Here is a 15,288-nt window from a genome sequence, read left to right on the forward strand (position 1 = left end):
AATTTTTATCGAATACAGGCTATGCTCCATGAGTGCAAAAAAAGGGTGGGAACATTTTTCGCATGAATCCGATATCGGAGTCAGAGGTTATGGAGCAACGGTGTCGGAGGCATTTGCAATGGGGGCGCTTGCCTTGACGAATGTCATCACTCGCTCGCCATCCGTCCATCCCCACAAGAAAATCCATATAACTTGTGAGGCACCCAATCAGGAGATTTTATTTGTCGATTGGTTAAATGCCATTATTTATAACATGGCAATCCACAACATGCTGTTTCGTGAGTTTGATGTCACCATCAAGGGGCTGAAGTTAACTGCTATAATTGCAGGTGAACACGTAGATATTAGCCGACATCAACCTGCGGTAGAGGTCAAAGGGGCAACGTTTACTGAATTAAAAGTGTACCCAAGCAATAACATTTGGGTGGCACAATGTGTTGTTGATGTGTAAGGCAGCTAAGGTGGAAAATCAATGGACCTGAATTTATTAGAAAAAATCAGTGATTTTGAATGGCGAATTCCCCAACATGGGAAGATGCGTGTACCGGGGCTTATTTTTGCCTCAGAAGAGTTAATCCTCAATATGGATATGAAAGTCTATGAACAAGTCACGAATGTAGCTACTTTACCCGGAATTGTTCGTGGCTCCTATGCGATGCCTGATGCACATTGGGGATATGGGTTTCCCATTGGGGGAGTTGCAGCATTTGATCCCGATAATGAAGGTGTTGTCTCTGCAGGGGGTGTTGGTTTTGATATTTCTTGTGGGGTCAGGCTCCTATCTACGGGGCTTAAGCGCGAAGAGTTTGAACCCTATAAAGAGCAACTTGCAGATGCTCTATTTGCTCATATTCCAGCGGGTGTAGGCAGTAAAAGTCGTATTAATCTAACCATGAATCAAATGGATGATATGTTGCATGGCGGTGCTGTTTGGGCAGTAAAGCAGGGCTATGGTGAAAAAGAGGATTTAGAACGAATTGAAGATTATGGTCGCGTAGAGGGGGCCTTGCCTGAGCATGTTTCAGAACATGCAAAAAAACGTCAAAAAAATGAAATGGGTACCTTGGGTTCTGGTAATCACTATTTGGAGATTCAGGAAGTACGCAAAATATATTGCGAACAGACTGCTGCAGCATTCGGTTTATCCCGAGGGGATGTGGTTGTGAGTATCCATTGTGGCTCACGTGGCCTCGGACATCAAATAGGAACTGATTTTCTCCGTTCTATGTTAATCCACGCACAACAGCATGGTATCCAACTCGTTGATCGTGAATTAGCTTGTGCTCCTATTCGTTCCGCTATGGGGGAACATTATTTAGGCGCTATGCGTTCAGGAATTAATTGTGCGCTGGCTAATCGTGAAATTATTACCCATTTTATGCGCGAAGTATTTCAGAATGAAATGCCAGGAACCCAAATAAAACTCATTTATGACGTATCCCATAATACCTGCAAGGAAGAAACACATCAGATCGAGGGTAAACCCAAGCGCTTATTTGTTCACCGAAAAGGGGCAACACGAGCTTTTGGCCCAGGTCATCCTCAATTAACAATGGCGTTTCGTCATGTAGGACAACCTGTAATCATTGGTGGCAGCATGGGAACGGCGTCTTATGTCTTAGTTGGTACAGAGAATTCTGAAAACAAATCCTTTGGCTCTGCTTGCCATGGGGCAGGGCGGGCAATGAGCCGGCATCAGGCAAGCAAAAAATGGCGTGGGAGTGAGATTATTGAGCAATTAGCGCAACAAGGAATTTTAATTCGCAGCAGCTCTTATCGTGGTGTCGCAGAAGAAGCGCCCGAGGCATATAAGAATGTCGATCTCGTTGTTGATGCCGCGCAAGCGTCTGGTTTAACTAAAAAAGTTGCCCGACTGGTACCTATTGTTTGTGTTAAAGGATAGTCTATTGAGCCATTAGTTATTCTTCATTAATCAAATACCCATCGCCCACCTGCAATAATCCTTTCGCTTTAATTGTTCAAATTAAACCCTATTGGGTAAATACATATACTATACTTTTAGATAGTGTTTTCAAAAGTAAACCATTCACGAACCTCGTTAACTTGAAGAATTCACGACAATGGCACTCCTAACTTGAGCATTTTACTCATGCTGAATATTGGAAGTCAGATTAGGTTCGGGATGTGAATGCGTTCAAAAGGTGGAGTATTGTTATGCCTTTGAGTAAACGATCCAATACAGGTTCAATTAAAAAATTAAGTGGCCCCTCAAATCATGTTAATTATCAGGCTCAATCGGATAGTATTGATGTTGTTGCTTTTGATAGAGAAGGAGATGAATGGGGAGTTTTTTCTAATTATGCAGAAATTCCTATCGAAATGGAGACACCATTTGGAAAAAGGACGTTTCCTACAGTGGAGCATTATTTTCAATATCAAAAAGATCCTCAGGATAAACAATATCTAGACAGAATTCTTCAAGGAAATGCCCAGAATGCGAGGGATGAAGGGCAAAAAAAAGCATGGACGAATTTTCACTTAGCTGACGAAGCAATGCAACGAGCAATTCAAGCAAAATTAAAAAATCCTGAAGTTCAAAAGGCGCTGAGAGCAACAGGCAATGCGTGTCTTATAGAAGATACAGGAAGTAGAGCCACTAAAAATCAGGATGGTAATTGGGGTTGGAAAAAAGGGGGGGCGATTGAGTCATTTGCTGACACTGGCAATAAACTTGGTATCTTATGGATGCAGGAGCGAAATCGTTTGTACCAACAAGATGGCCATTTTTCAACGATTGTGCAAAATCCAGGTGACTTATCAGAGCGAGCGCGAGGAATTATGACCCGGAATTACAGCAACATGGATCTTTTTCAACTCAGTAAACAATTGCCAGATTCTTCTATATCACCCAAAAAAGATAATTTTCCTTCCTCTCGTATGAAAAATTCTTTGCATGAAATGACTCATCAACACACTTCAAGCGTTGAGGTGAGTGCAATGATTCGCACCATGATGGCGTCAAGCGCGCCTACAACAACAGAGCTACCCATAGTCAGCAAGGGCTTACAAAATGGTACATTCAAAATCGCTTTCGACAATCCCCAGGAGGCGGCTGCTTTTAGAAACTTACTGCAAAAGCAAGGTTTCGAAACGTCCTATTTTGGTAACAACGAACGTTATCCCATGGAATGTTCAGGAAAAACCTTAAATCATATAGTTCGCTTTGAGAATCACGGTTCAAAAACAGAAATTCCTCAAGAGGCATTACAGTTTCTTAAACAAAAATTTAATGATGAGAATAAAGTCGCGAGCATCGTTGAGAAAATGGGATTTGAACGACCTAGTCCCAGTCAATCACTACAACACTAATACTGAGTGTTCACATAATGGTTTCATTTATCAGGCGTTGTCGCCGGAGTTGTCGTTTGGACTAAATTTCTGATTGCTCAGAGACGGTTTCATTGTCCTACACTTTATAGCAAGGTTGATTGAACAAAAAGGTAATTGGAGATGGAGACTTTTTTGACCTTACATCCAGTAGCTCCGTTTCGGTTGGATTATACTGCTTTAGCTTTGCGGAGAAGAAGTAAAAATAACGTCGATCTTTGGGATGGGCAACGTTACACAAGACTATTGGTTATGGAGAATGTGCCCGTTAAAGTAGTGGTGGAACAAAATAAAAATTTCAACGAATCCAAGCTGAAATTATGGATTAAAGGTGAGGGCTTAGAAGTCTATCAAAATCAAATTTTAAATGAAGTAGAGACGATACTTGGGTTGAAACGTGATCTCCATGATTTTTATCATATCGCACAACATGATGCCCAATTAAATCCTCTTGTCTTGCAATTTAAAGGATTCAAACCGCCTCGATTTCCTTCTGTTTTTGAAGCGCTTGTTAATGCAATTTCTTGCCAACAAATCTCTTTAGACGCCGGATTGCAAATTCAAAATCGATTGGCTGAATTTCTGAGCCTTAGGATTAAAGAAGAAGAGCACCTATTTTATGCGTTTCCAAGACCCAATGAAGTGGCAAACTGCTCGGTTCCTGAATTAAAGAAAATAGGCTATAGCACTTCTAAAAGTGAGACCCTTATACGCTTAGCAACAGCAATCATGCAAGATGAGTTTATGTTTGCTACCCTGGAAAACAAAGGAAATGAGGTGATCATCGATTTTTTATGTGATTTTAAAGGCATAGGTCGCTGGACTGCGGAATACGTTTTATTACGTGGTTTAGGACGAATTGATATTTTCCCTGGTGATGATCTTGGCGCTCAGAATAATTTATATCAATTTTTGCATCTTGATAGGAAACCGAATTATAAGAAAATCGCAGAAATCACCGCAAAATGGCATCCCTACGCAGGTTTGATTTATTTCCATTTGTTATTAAAGCGCATGCATGAAAAGCAACACTAGCCAAAGTCCAGAAAATTTCTGAGTAATCCCTCTCCCACATTTAGGTAAGGAGGTTGTGGTTATTATGATAAAAGTAAATTCCCCGCGCCCATTTGTGGGATCGGGGTAGTGGTGAGGGTGATTAAGTGCAGTTTCCCTCATCCGCCCTGACGGGCACCTTCTCCCCAAGGGGAGAAGGGAAGTACGGGATTATGATTATAAAATTAAAATCCCCTCGCCCATTTTTGGGAGAGGGGTGGGAGTAAGCCCTGACGGGCACCCTCTCCCCAAGAGGAGGAGGGAGGTTTGGGGTTATGATTATAAAACGAAAATCCCCTCGCCCATTTGTGGGAGAGGGATAGGAGTGAGCCCTGATGGGCACCTTCTCCCCAAGGGAGGGAGGTTTGGGGTTATGATTATATAAAACGAAAATCCCCTCTCCCACTTGTGGGAGAGGGGTAGGGGTGAGGGAGGATTTCCATAAACTACTGACCGGCACCTTCTTTTCTTCCAGGAACAAAAGGTATGGGGAGCTTCTTCTTAACTGACTGACACGGAGGATCTATTTTTTGTGATAGTTCTTGTATAAAATTAAGCGCTTATTTGAAGATTAAAAGCCAAAATGGTTCACACAAGGAACGTGCCGAATGGATAGTACACCTCAAAATGTTGTTACTGAGCATCTAAGCTCTGATAAAGTATCAAATGTGTTAAAATGGATTCTTCTAATTACTGCAATTATCTGTTTTATCGTATTGATTTGGGGTACCTATAAAACTTATCAGCTGGCCCCTCCTTTACCACAGCAATTTCTATCTCCTTCTGGCCAAATCGTCATGACTGCAGAGGATATCATTGAGGGCAAAGCGGGTTTTCAACGCGCCGATCTTATGGATTATGGGAGTCTTTATGGAATGGGCTCTTATTTTGGCGAAGATTACACCGCAAAATATTTGGTAAGCCTAGGCAGAATTATAGAGGATAAAATCGCTCAGCAACGTTTCGGCAAACCCTTTATGAAATTGGATGTTGGCGGCCAATATGTCGTGCGGCAAACCATGCAACAGGATCTACAGCGCACCGATTTGAGCCAGCAAACCAGTATTTTGTCGCAGCCAGTCGCTGATGCAATCGCACAATTGCGTAATCAAATTTCACAAACTTTATTGAATCATGATCCAGAACGAGGTTGGACTAAAGCGTACAGTTTGGATGAGCAAAGTGCGCTACACACTGCAGATTTTCTTATTTATTCTTCTTTAACTACGATTGCGCATCGACCAGGACAAAAAAGCTCATATACCAATAATTGGCCCTATGAGCCTACTATGGGCAATAATCCAACGCCCCATACTTTTTACTGGACCTGGGTATCATTTTGTTTTGTATTTCTGGGTTTTGGTGCCGTACTTTTTATTTATCATCGATATTTAAGTGCTCCGGATGATGCGTTTAAAACACCTGTATTTCTCGGGTTTGAAGCACTGACCCCAAGTCAACAGAAGGTAGGGCAATATTTTGTGGTCGTAGCACTTGTACTTTTGATCCAGATAGCTGTGGGGGCAATTATGGCGCATTACTATACAGAACGTACCGGATTTTATGGGATAAAAATTAATGATTTTTTACCCTTTAACTTTCTGCGCGATGTACACATCCAAACGCCAATCGTTTGGATTGCTCTTTCTTGGGTAAGCGCTGCTGTTTTTATGGCCCCTCTTATCAGTGGAAGAGAAGCCAAAAGACAAGGTTTTTTTGTTGATCTTCTGTTTTGGGTCACTTTGTTTATTGTCGGTGGTGCAATTGTGGGTAACTATTTAGGAATTATGGGCTATGTCAATGAATCCTGGTTTTGGATTGGTAATCAAGGGTTATCTTATCTGCAGCTTGGGCGTCTATGGCAAATTGGATTTTGTATCGGGCTTTTCCTTTGGAGTTTTATTGTTTTTCGTGGCATGTGGCCTACCTGGAGTGGTTTAAAGAGTGCTACGGTTGAGTTTTGGACTGGGCGAATTCGCTTAGAGCATCTCTTTTGGGCAAGTACTCTAAATATTGCAGTTTTGTATTGCTTTGGGATGATTCCCTTAACGGGGATTGAAAAATCGTTCACGATTACTGATTTTTGGCGTTGGTGGGTAGTCCATCTTTGGGTGGAGCAGTCTTTTGAGTTTTTTGCTGCATGTGCCACCGCCTATCTTTTAATGGGAACCGGTCTCATTTCGCGCGCTCTAGCAGAACGAACAATGTATTTTGAGACCATTCTTGTATTCCTGGGAGGTATCATCGGTACAGGGCATCATTGGTATTGGACCGGGACGCCGGATCTCTGGGTGCCGCTGGGATCCATGTTTTCATTTATTGAAGTATTACCTTTAGTGCTGCTAATCATTGATGCGATCGAAAATTATCAACTCATGAAACGCCAATCTGCATTTACTTATAATTTAGCTTTTCTTTACATTTTGGGGGCTTCTTTTTGGAATTTTGTGGGGGCAGGAGTATTTGGTGGAGGAACACTCAATGCACCCCTTGTCAATTATTATGAGCATGGTACCTTTCTTACTTTAAACCACGCACACACCGCATTATTTGGCGCGTTTGGCTTATTGGGTCTGGGCTTAATTTATTTTTGCTTACGTTATGCTGCAGGGGAGCGCTTTCCTTGGAGTGATCGTTTGGGAATTAAGGCCTTTTGGCTCTATAACTTTGGCTTAATCTTGTGGATAATTTTGAATTTCTTCCCTGTGGGTTGGGCGCAATTAATGGATGTATATGAACATGGATTTGCTCATTCAAGAAGCTTGGAGTTTTATAATACAACGTTGATATGGCAGTGGTTACGATTACCAGGAGACGTATTTTTTGCGCTGGGTGGATTATTTATGGCCTATGATTTTATTAAAAAGTTAGGTCCTTTTTTTCCAAGATGGGTGAGAGCAAAGAATGTGGAGCAACAGCCTGCTCATGATGTTTAGGGCAATAAAACCCAAGGGAGGGTATTATTATGCCTGAGCTTTTTACGATGGGACACTCAACGCATTCTTTGCAAGAATTTCTTGAAATCGTTCACGCACATCAAATGACTCACCTTGTTGATGTGCGAACTATTCCTAGATCCCGTACCGTTCCCTGGTTTAATCAAGAAGAGTTAAAAAAATCACTCGAAAAAGAAAAAATTGGATACACTCACCTGCTCAAATTAGGTGGCTTACGAAAGGTGAATAAACACTCAATCAATAGCGGATGGCGAAATGCAAGTTTTCGAGGGTTTGCAGATTATATGCAAACAGCAGAGTTTCTTGCGGGACTTGATGCATTGAACGAGATCATAGAAAAAGAGCAAAAAGTGGTAATCCTGTGCGCTGAAGCGGTTCCCTGGCGATGTCATCGCTCACTAATCGCTGATGCAGAATTGATTCGCAATTATGCTGTATGGGACATTATGAACAAAACGACAGCTAAACCTCATCAACTCACTTCTTTTGCAGTGGTGGATAAAGAGAAGAATCCAATACAAATTTATTATCCCTAGTGATTCATCGCGTTTTCTGGTCTGCTGCTGAGTCGAGGTCTAATCAAGGCTAATGGTGCTTTGGTCGGGCTCCTCGTCCTTCTTATCTATTTTGCTATTTGAAGTGCGTGGTGAAGGATGAAAGCCAAAGAGTGATATGTTTTTAAAGAGCGTCAGAAGATGAGTTAATTTATAGGTTGATAAAGAAGTTGTTTCTTCTTTTTTAAAAACAGCCTCAATAGACTGACAAGGTTCCTCAGAGTGTTCATCAAAATTTCCTACGCCAATAACGAACAAAATAAAATCTTGGGGAATTGCTTCGAGCCAGTGATAAAATGATAATTCACGTTTGAAATAGTGTTTATCAAGCGGATAAACACAATTCCCTTGATTATAGTTTTTCTCCGTTAATAGAATCACCTGTTTCACTCCAAAAGCGCTTAATTGATTCCATGAAGGTAATTTTTCAACATCAATTTCAGTGAACCCATGATTGGGTTCCAGTATTAATCCTAATGATGACTCATGTAATGCAGATGCGCGTGAGAGCAATTCATCGCGCGGTAAAGAATCTTGTAATTGATCCATAATCCGTGTTTGCGACGTTTCATCACACACGATGGAAAGCTGCCAAATGCAATCAATTCCATTCCTATACAATGCACTTGCAACAGGGGCTTCATGACCCGTAAAGTTAATGAACAGTGTATTATCCAGTCGATCTAGGGCATCTAATTCAGCCAGTACCCTATTTGTTGTGTCTTTAATACTTTTATCAATGCTTTTGGTGATAAAGTGCCGTCCTTTGGGGACTACCTCGTGTGAACTATTGAAACGAATATAATGCATTGGCTGCCCCAGCTTTGAGAGCAACTCTTCGGAGGGATTTAAAGTTTGTAATAACGCCTTCAAGTTGCGATGAGGTGTTCTGCTGAATTCATCATTGGGTATCGATTTGGTGTTGCGAACGGCGGGATTTTGTAATCGATTGATTTTATCGATAATAATCTTACACTGGCTTAATTCATCGACTGAGACTAAGAAGGCATATTCCCCCTCCAAATTGATAGGTGTAACCCCCAAATATTTTTTAAAAAAATTATCGCGTAGTGCATATTTGTTCGTTCTGCTTGCCTTACTATCTCCTGTGACAATTTGAGTCAAAATCAACAAGCGATTTTCGTCTTTTAAATGCTCTATTTCATCTAAAAAACAGTTAAAATCTTCCGTCTCGTCGATAATCGCTGTTAAAGCATCTATAACAAGTGGTGCATCGGGTTTCATAGTGATTTCACTATCGCAAGATCGAGTGGTTGAAGCTCAAATAAAGAAACATGATTCGCGCACTCTTTGGATAATAATTACAATTATAGGCTATAGAAGAATCAGAATCCTTTGCAAGGCTTAATTAAAAAGTTCATCACAGGACAGCAGGGAGATTACCATCCCCCTTCATACGGTCGATGTTTTTTCATTTGGCTTTCATTATCACCCCGATGGTAATGTAATCTCCACGAGGGTTGTTTGGTCTTATTATCCCAAAAAGGATGCTAGTCAATGGCAAAACAACGTTTTAGTTTACCATTTGCCTGCTCCTTATATAGATTCAAACCCCCTCCGCCCTTTTCATATAAAAGAAAAGCGGCGCGGAAATTGCCTTTGCGAAGCAGTGCATACATCGCGATAGAGGTTGATAAAAAACCAACTGCTAAATTAATACTTTTTTGAGCTTCTGGGGAAATTTGTTCGTGTTTTTCTTCCATTTCGGGGCTATATGTAAGGTTGCAGTCTGGTTTAACACCAGGCTATCAAATTATTATTGGCCGAGATTTTATATTATTTTCAGGCAACATGCCTCTTTTTTAAAAGCATATAAAATCATACAGTTAGATTAACAGTTCATTGAACCAATATTTTGATATACTTTTAAGATAAGCCCTATGAATCTCTATCGAAAATGTACATCGAATCGAGCCATTTAGTCTTCTCGCCCTCTGATCTGACTCAGTATATGGAGAGTCCTTTTGTGTCCTGGATAGAACATCTTGCAGTGGTGCATCCTGATTTATTACCCTCACCGGATGCAAAAAATGAATTAGTGGATGTACTGCAACATTTGGGAAATCAACATGAGTTGGATCTTTTGACCCTTTTTGAAAAACAAGGATTATCCATTGTCAATTTGCATCAACAGGCAAACTCTTATGATTCAACTTTAATTGCCATGAAAAGTGGCGCTGATGTGATTTATCAAGCGCATTTAGAATTGCTTCCATTTCAGGGATATGCTGATTTCTTAATAAAAATACCAGGTAAGAGTCGATTTGGGGATTATTGTTATGAGGTTTGGGACACCAAGCTCGCCAAATCAGTGAAACCCAGTTTTCTGTTGCAATTATGTTGTTATGCAGAAATGCTCGAAGCAATGCAAGGCGGGGGAGCTGAATTCATCACTGTGGTTTTGGGAAATCAGGAACAGAGACGCTTTCGCACGGCAGATTATTTGTATTTCTACCAAAATTTGAAGCAGCAGTTTTTATCGGCGCATCAGAATTTTGATTTCACTGAGTGTCCCGATCCGGCTGCATCTAAAAATTGGGGAAGATGGAGTAATTATGCTGAAGAGCTATTAACCAAAGCGGATCATTTAATTCAGGTAGCAACCATCACCTCAGGACAAGTCAAAAAGTTGCAGCAAGCCGACATCAATACGATGACCGAATTAGCTCATAGCACCTGTTCTTGGGTCAAAGGGATAAAGCCTGAGCGGTTTGTGCGTTTGCAAGAACAAGCCAAAATTCAAAAAGCAAGCCGTGGGAAGGAAATCCCCTTATATCAATTAATGCCTCATGTTCCTGGACAAAAGCAGGGCTTGGCGCTTTTACCACCTGCATCACCGCATGATATTTTTTTTGATATTGAAGGTTTTCCTTTAGAGGAAGGGGGATTGGAGTATCTATGGGGAGTGACTTATTTTGATGAAAAAGCCCAACGCCAATACAAAGATTTTTGGGCACATAACGCTGAACAGGAAAAAGAAGCTTTTCAAGCGTTTGTGATGTGGGCTTATCAACGTTGGCAACACGATCCGAAAATGCATATTTATCATTATGCCAATTATGAAATTTCTGCATGTCGACGACTCATGGGGCGATATGGTGTTTGTGAAGATGAAGTCGATCAGCTCTTGCGTAATGAAGTATTTGTCGATTTATATAAGATCGTTAAAAACTCACTGATTGTTGGGGAGCCACGCTATTCGATTAAAAATATAGAGCATTTATACCGAGGTAAACGAAATACTGAGGTAGGTTCTGGAGGCGACTCCGTTGTTGTTTATGAGAATTGGCGAGAAAAACCCGATGGGGAAGGTTGGCAAACATCAAAAATATTAAATGATATTCGCGCATACAATATTGATGATTGCAATTCGACTCAGGAATTAGTTGATTGGCTGAGGGAACGGCAATTAGAGCAAGGTATTAGTTACTTGGGTAAAACCGAAGCTGTTGCGCTTCAAGTGAAGGCAGAATTGAGTGAGCGGATTCAATTACGCGATCGATTGTTGAAGGAAGCAGAACGCTTGAAAGAAGAGGGGGATTTGCAACGCGCGAAAATCAACCTGATTTTTGCATGGTCTATTGAGTTCCACCGACGTGAAGCCAAACCTGTGTTTTGGCGCATGTTTGATCGATTGGGGCTCACTGGAGAGGAGCTACTCGATGATATTGATTGTTTGGCCTATTGCCGGCGAACTGCTAAACCACCGTACAAGCCCTCGCCAAGATCACGCAATTTGGCCTATGAATATTTTTTTGATCCAGAACAGGAATTTAAAGGGAATGCCAAACAGTATTTTATTTTAGGCGAGGAAACCGAAGACGGTAAGGCTGTTGCGGCCAATTATTGTGAAGACGATAGTGATCTGGAACATGGAATTATTGTATTACAAATGAAAAGTGAACCCGATGATCCGATTACTTTAGTTCCCAATGAATATGTTGATCCGCATTCAATTCCTGAAGCGATTGCGCAGCAGGCTGCGTCATTTGAACAGGGGTTACTCGAGAATACTGCGATACTGGATTTTCTGAGCAAATCGTATCCGCGCATTAACGATCATCAACGAGGATTGGCGATCGCACCAAGTCATGATCCTGAGGAGCGATTAGCGGAGATCATTGATGCCGTTTTAAATTTAAATAACAGCTATCTTACCCTTCAAGGTCCTCCGGGTGCAGGTAAAACCTATACAGGAAAACATTTAATCGCAGCGCTTGTGCAAAGAGGAAAAAAAATAGGAATTTCCTCAAACAGCCATAAGGCGATCAATAACTTATTGCTGAATACGGTTGCCTATTGCGATGAGGAGGGAATAAAAGGACATTTTGCTTGTACACGTAATACCGAGGAACAAATTGAGGGATTAAATATCGCTGTCTTGGAAAACAAACAGATCATCGATTTCATTCAGCCCGGATGTGTCGTAGGTACTACTGTTTGGGGCTTTGCTCGAGAAGAATTAGCTGATGCCTTTGATTATTTATTCATTGATGAGGCAGGGCAAGTCAGTGTGGCCAATTTAATTGCGATGAGCCGCTCAACCCGTAATATTATTTTAATGGGTGATCAAATGCAGCTAGGTCAGCCTTCCCAAGGAAGCCATCCTGATGAAAGTGGTTTATCCATATTGGATTACTTAGTCCATACAACCCCTACTATCCCTGACTCTATGGGGGTTTTTTTAGGTACTACTTATAGAATGCATCCGGCAGTCAATCAATTTATTAGTGAGGCGATATATGAAGGCAAGCTGGAAACTGACCCTCAAAATGCCCAGCAAATAATAAAGGTTCCAGAGGGTTATAAGGGGGTTCTCAATAAAGAGGCCGGTATTATTCCCATATCTGTTTTTCATGAGGGAAATACACAAGCCAGTGATGAGGAAGTGGAGCAGATTGTGTTATTAACCCATGAGCTCTTGGGGAGAACCTTTATAGAAAAAAAAGGCTTACTAAGAACGATTGGTTGGAAGGATATTCTTTTTGTTGCTCCCTACAATCATCAAGTAAGCAAATTAAAAGCGGCACTGGGGGAGCAGGCTAAGGTGGGTAGTGTGGATAAGTTTCAAGGACAAGAGGCTCCAATTGTTTTTTTGAGTATGTGTGCCAGTAATGTGCATGAATCACCCAGAGGTCTTAGTTTTCTCTTTGATAGAAACAGAATCAATGTTGCGATATCAAGAGCGCAGTCTTTGGCGATTGTGGTATATTCCCCAACTCTACTCGAGGCGACTCCTACAAACATCGAGCAGATTGCGATGATGAATGTATTTTGTCGATTGGTGAAACATTAATAAACGCGGCGGGGTCTTAATTTATGGGCAATAATGGCAAGTATACTTACAATAGGCAATATAATTGGAAATATCATAAACTCAACCATTTTCATCAGATATTTTTTTACTCCCGTTGCTAAAGCATACCGTTCACTAAATTTTTTAACAATCGGCCAATTACTAATCAAAAAACCAGTTGGCTCTTTAAACCCCAGGAAAAAATATCCTGTAAAATACCCATAAATATGCAGTATTTTTTGAGGATAAAAAATATAGCACGCGGAAGAAGACGGCTCGAGATATTCAGTATAATGCCAACAATTTCTTGGCATAAACAACATATCTCCTTTTTCAAGCGTCACTCTATATCCTTCAGCTTGTTTTGATCTTGGAAACTCTTGATTTATTTCTTCCAAAGGTCGGCTAAAGTCAATCAAGCTATCGCTCACAAAAGGAAGTTTATAGAGCGCTTCACTCTGATCTTGAGTGAATAATAAAAATCTCTTTCTACCGCTTAAACATACATGAAGGTTGCTGCAATGCTCTCTGTCATAATGCATATAGGTATGCGTGTTTTGGCCACCAAAAAAATAGATTACTTTTAAAGTCTTATTGAAGTATCTTGGCCTTAAGGGAATATGTTGCCAAAGGGGGATATGTTTTTCAATCTCAGCAGACTGTTTTTCGGTAAGAATTTGACCGAATATTCGGTAGGGCATATTTTGTTTTATTTTAGCGATTATTGTTCCAAAATCAGCGGGTTGATGTGCAACGCGACGATTATTTTCAAAAGTAGCATAGGTTGTATCGGCATGAATGTGTTTTTCGAAATAATCTAAATCAAAGTTACCCTCAAAGTTTTTTATTTTTATGAGCAGAGGCTCCTTAGACTTATAGAGAATATTCTTGATTTTTTCTTCGTCGCCATAAAAATAATCTATGGTTTTCACATCCATAATTTTCATCGATTAACCTTTTGAACTAAATAATAAAAATAATATTTCTTTCCATAAATAAGGTTTCTTTTGCGCTCTTTTTTTGCCATCTGGCGGAGAGCTGATTTTTTAAACAAAAAAAACCACCAAGGAAGAAATGCTAACCCCATGGAGCTAACGAAATCTTGAAGTTCTTCATCATCACCCATCATCGAATCAATGTAAGGTAATATTTTTTTCTCATTTACAACTAAGCGGTGATAAATGGCCGATTGAACCATTCGAGTTATGTTTACCTTGTGAATTACTTTTAGAGAGTTACTTGTCTCAAGATATTCTTCAAATTTTTTTGCTTGTAATTTGTCTTTAATACTCAGATCAGAATAACAAAAAAAACCATTAGGGGACAAAATGCGCTCAACTTCTGAAAAAAATAGCTCAATTCGCGGATAAAGATGAGAGCTCTCAAGGTTTGTTATAATATCAAAACTGTTACTTTCAAAAGGCAAACATTCTGCATCAGATTGAATGTAATTGATCTTATTTTCGGTGTAGAAATTATGCTGTGCATGGTTTACTAATTCTTTCGTTAAATCAACACCTAAAGCATATTTTGTTTTGAGTAATTCGGAACTCACTTTTAAACCAATACCATTACCACAGCCAATTTCAAGCAGTTTTTTATCAAAAAACTGCATCTTTACCAATGGACTTATCAGAAAAAAGACAAGTAAGGGCGAATAGATATCTTGTATCGTACATATTTTGGAAAAATCAAAGTTCAATGCAGCATATTCACTATATACTTGTTTATTCCATAATCCCCAGTTCAAAAAGGACTTATCAAAAATAATATGTGCAAAGCTTTTATAGCTCTCTTGAATTTGATTTTTAATTAACTTTACTTCTGAGGGATGAACCGTCACTCGTCTCAATAAGGAACGAATTTGCTTTAAAGCCTGGCCATAAGTTTTAATGTTATTTTCCGTGATTAAATCATTCATCAAATAAATAACCTATCATGGAGTGTTGTATTAATCAAATACCACTCCCCGTCAACACTGCGACAAAGAAGTATTCTTGTTCTGTTTTTTTGTTCTATTGAATCTTTTGTGCTATTAAATAAGTATGAGTGTCATAAA

11 protein-coding genes are annotated in these 15,288 nt (G+C 40.1%); 7 read left to right on the forward strand and 4 right to left on the reverse strand.

The window, feature by feature from the left end; all coding sequences use genetic code 11:
* The first annotated feature begins 28 nt into the window (after positions 1–28).
* The 6 genes from OQJ13_RS12940 (at position 29) to OQJ13_RS12965 (ending at position 7,894) form a co-directional block, all read left to right on the forward strand.
* Positions 29–451 (forward strand): archease, encoded by a 423-nt coding sequence (locus OQJ13_RS12940; RefSeq protein ID WP_265711232.1) that lies wholly within the window; start codon positions 29–31, stop codon positions 449–451.
* Between the two features lie 21 nt (positions 452–472).
* Entirely contained in the window at positions 473–1,903 is a 1,431-nt protein-coding gene (locus OQJ13_RS12945; RefSeq protein ID WP_265711233.1) for an RtcB family protein, read from the forward strand.
* Positions 1,904–2,175: 272 nt separating this feature from the next.
* Positions 2,176–3,330 carry an NADAR family protein gene (locus OQJ13_RS12950; protein WP_265711234.1) on the forward strand — a complete coding sequence of 385 codons (1,155 nt, stop codon included), beginning with the start codon at positions 2,176–2,178 and terminating at the stop codon, positions 3,328–3,330.
* A gap of 141 nt (positions 3,331–3,471) precedes the next feature.
* On the forward strand, positions 3,472–4,383 hold the full coding sequence (locus OQJ13_RS12955; RefSeq protein ID WP_265711235.1) for a DNA-3-methyladenine glycosylase family protein: 912 nt from the start codon (positions 3,472–3,474) through the stop codon (positions 4,381–4,383).
* A gap of 626 nt (positions 4,384–5,009) precedes the next feature.
* Complete coding sequence (locus tag OQJ13_RS12960; RefSeq protein ID WP_265711236.1) at positions 5,010–7,337, forward strand: nitric-oxide reductase large subunit; 2,328 nt, start codon at positions 5,010–5,012, stop codon at positions 7,335–7,337.
* Positions 7,338–7,366: 29 nt separating this feature from the next.
* A complete protein-coding gene (locus OQJ13_RS12965) occupies positions 7,367–7,894 on the forward strand; it encodes a DUF488 family protein (protein WP_265711237.1) in 528 nt (175 codons plus the stop codon).
* 39 nt (positions 7,895–7,933) lie between these two features.
* Here OQJ13_RS12965 and OQJ13_RS12970 read toward each other — a convergent pair whose 3' ends face one another.
* A complete protein-coding gene (locus OQJ13_RS12970; RefSeq protein ID WP_265711238.1) occupies positions 7,934–9,157 on the reverse strand; it encodes a hypothetical protein in 1,224 nt (407 codons plus the stop codon).
* Between the two features lie 266 nt (positions 9,158–9,423).
* Positions 9,424–9,636, reverse strand: a complete 213-nt coding sequence (locus tag OQJ13_RS12975) for a hypothetical protein (protein ID WP_265711239.1) — start codon at positions 9,634–9,636, stop codon at positions 9,424–9,426.
* 194 nt (positions 9,637–9,830) lie between these two features.
* On the opposite strand from OQJ13_RS12975, the gene OQJ13_RS12980 reads away from it, so the two are divergent.
* Entirely contained in the window at positions 9,831–13,229 is a 3,399-nt protein-coding gene (locus OQJ13_RS12980) for a TM0106 family RecB-like putative nuclease (protein ID WP_265711240.1), read from the forward strand.
* Here OQJ13_RS12980 and OQJ13_RS12985 read toward each other — a convergent pair.
* Positions 13,226–14,176: a cupin-like domain-containing protein gene (locus tag OQJ13_RS12985; protein ID WP_265711241.1), complete on the reverse strand. Its 951-nt coding sequence runs from the start codon at positions 14,174–14,176 to the stop codon at positions 13,226–13,228. The genes OQJ13_RS12980 and OQJ13_RS12985 overlap by 4 nt on opposite strands.
* Positions 14,173–15,150 (reverse strand): class I SAM-dependent methyltransferase, encoded by a 978-nt coding sequence (locus OQJ13_RS12990; RefSeq protein ID WP_265711242.1) that lies wholly within the window; start codon positions 15,148–15,150, stop codon positions 14,173–14,175. Before OQJ13_RS12990 ends, OQJ13_RS12985 begins: the two co-directional genes overlap by 4 nt.
* Positions 15,151–15,288: the final 138 nt, after the last annotated feature.

Source organism: Legionella sp. PATHC035 (genome assembly GCF_026191115.1).
GTDB lineage: Bacteria > Pseudomonadota > Gammaproteobacteria > Legionellales > Legionellaceae > Legionella.

Excerpts from the sequence above, each read along its gene's own strand:
- OQJ13_RS12940 (WP_265711232.1), top strand. The coding sequence starts at position 29 with ATGAGTGCAAAAAAAGGGTGGGAACATTTTTCGCATGAATCCGATATC.
- OQJ13_RS12975 (WP_265711239.1), bottom strand. The coding sequence starts at position 9,636 with ATGGAAGAAAAACACGAACAAATTTCCCCAGAAGCTCAAAAAAGTATT.
- OQJ13_RS12965 (WP_265711237.1), top strand. The coding sequence starts at position 7,367 with ATGCCTGAGCTTTTTACGATGGGACACTCAACGCATTCTTTGCAAGAA.
- OQJ13_RS12945 (WP_265711233.1), top strand. The coding sequence starts at position 473 with ATGGACCTGAATTTATTAGAAAAAATCAGTGATTTTGAATGGCGAATT.
- OQJ13_RS12980 (WP_265711240.1), top strand. The coding sequence starts at position 9,831 with ATGTACATCGAATCGAGCCATTTAGTCTTCTCGCCCTCTGATCTGACT.
- OQJ13_RS12950 (WP_265711234.1), top strand. The coding sequence starts at position 2,176 with ATGCCTTTGAGTAAACGATCCAATACAGGTTCAATTAAAAAATTAAGT.
- OQJ13_RS12955 (WP_265711235.1), top strand. The coding sequence starts at position 3,472 with ATGGAGACTTTTTTGACCTTACATCCAGTAGCTCCGTTTCGGTTGGAT.
- OQJ13_RS12970 (WP_265711238.1), bottom strand. The coding sequence starts at position 9,157 with ATGAAACCCGATGCACCACTTGTTATAGATGCTTTAACAGCGATTATC.
- OQJ13_RS12985 (WP_265711241.1), bottom strand. The coding sequence starts at position 14,176 with ATGAAAATTATGGATGTGAAAACCATAGATTATTTTTATGGCGACGAA.
- OQJ13_RS12990 (WP_265711242.1), bottom strand. The coding sequence starts at position 15,150 with ATGAATGATTTAATCACGGAAAATAACATTAAAACTTATGGCCAGGCT.
- OQJ13_RS12960 (WP_265711236.1), top strand. The coding sequence starts at position 5,010 with ATGGATAGTACACCTCAAAATGTTGTTACTGAGCATCTAAGCTCTGAT.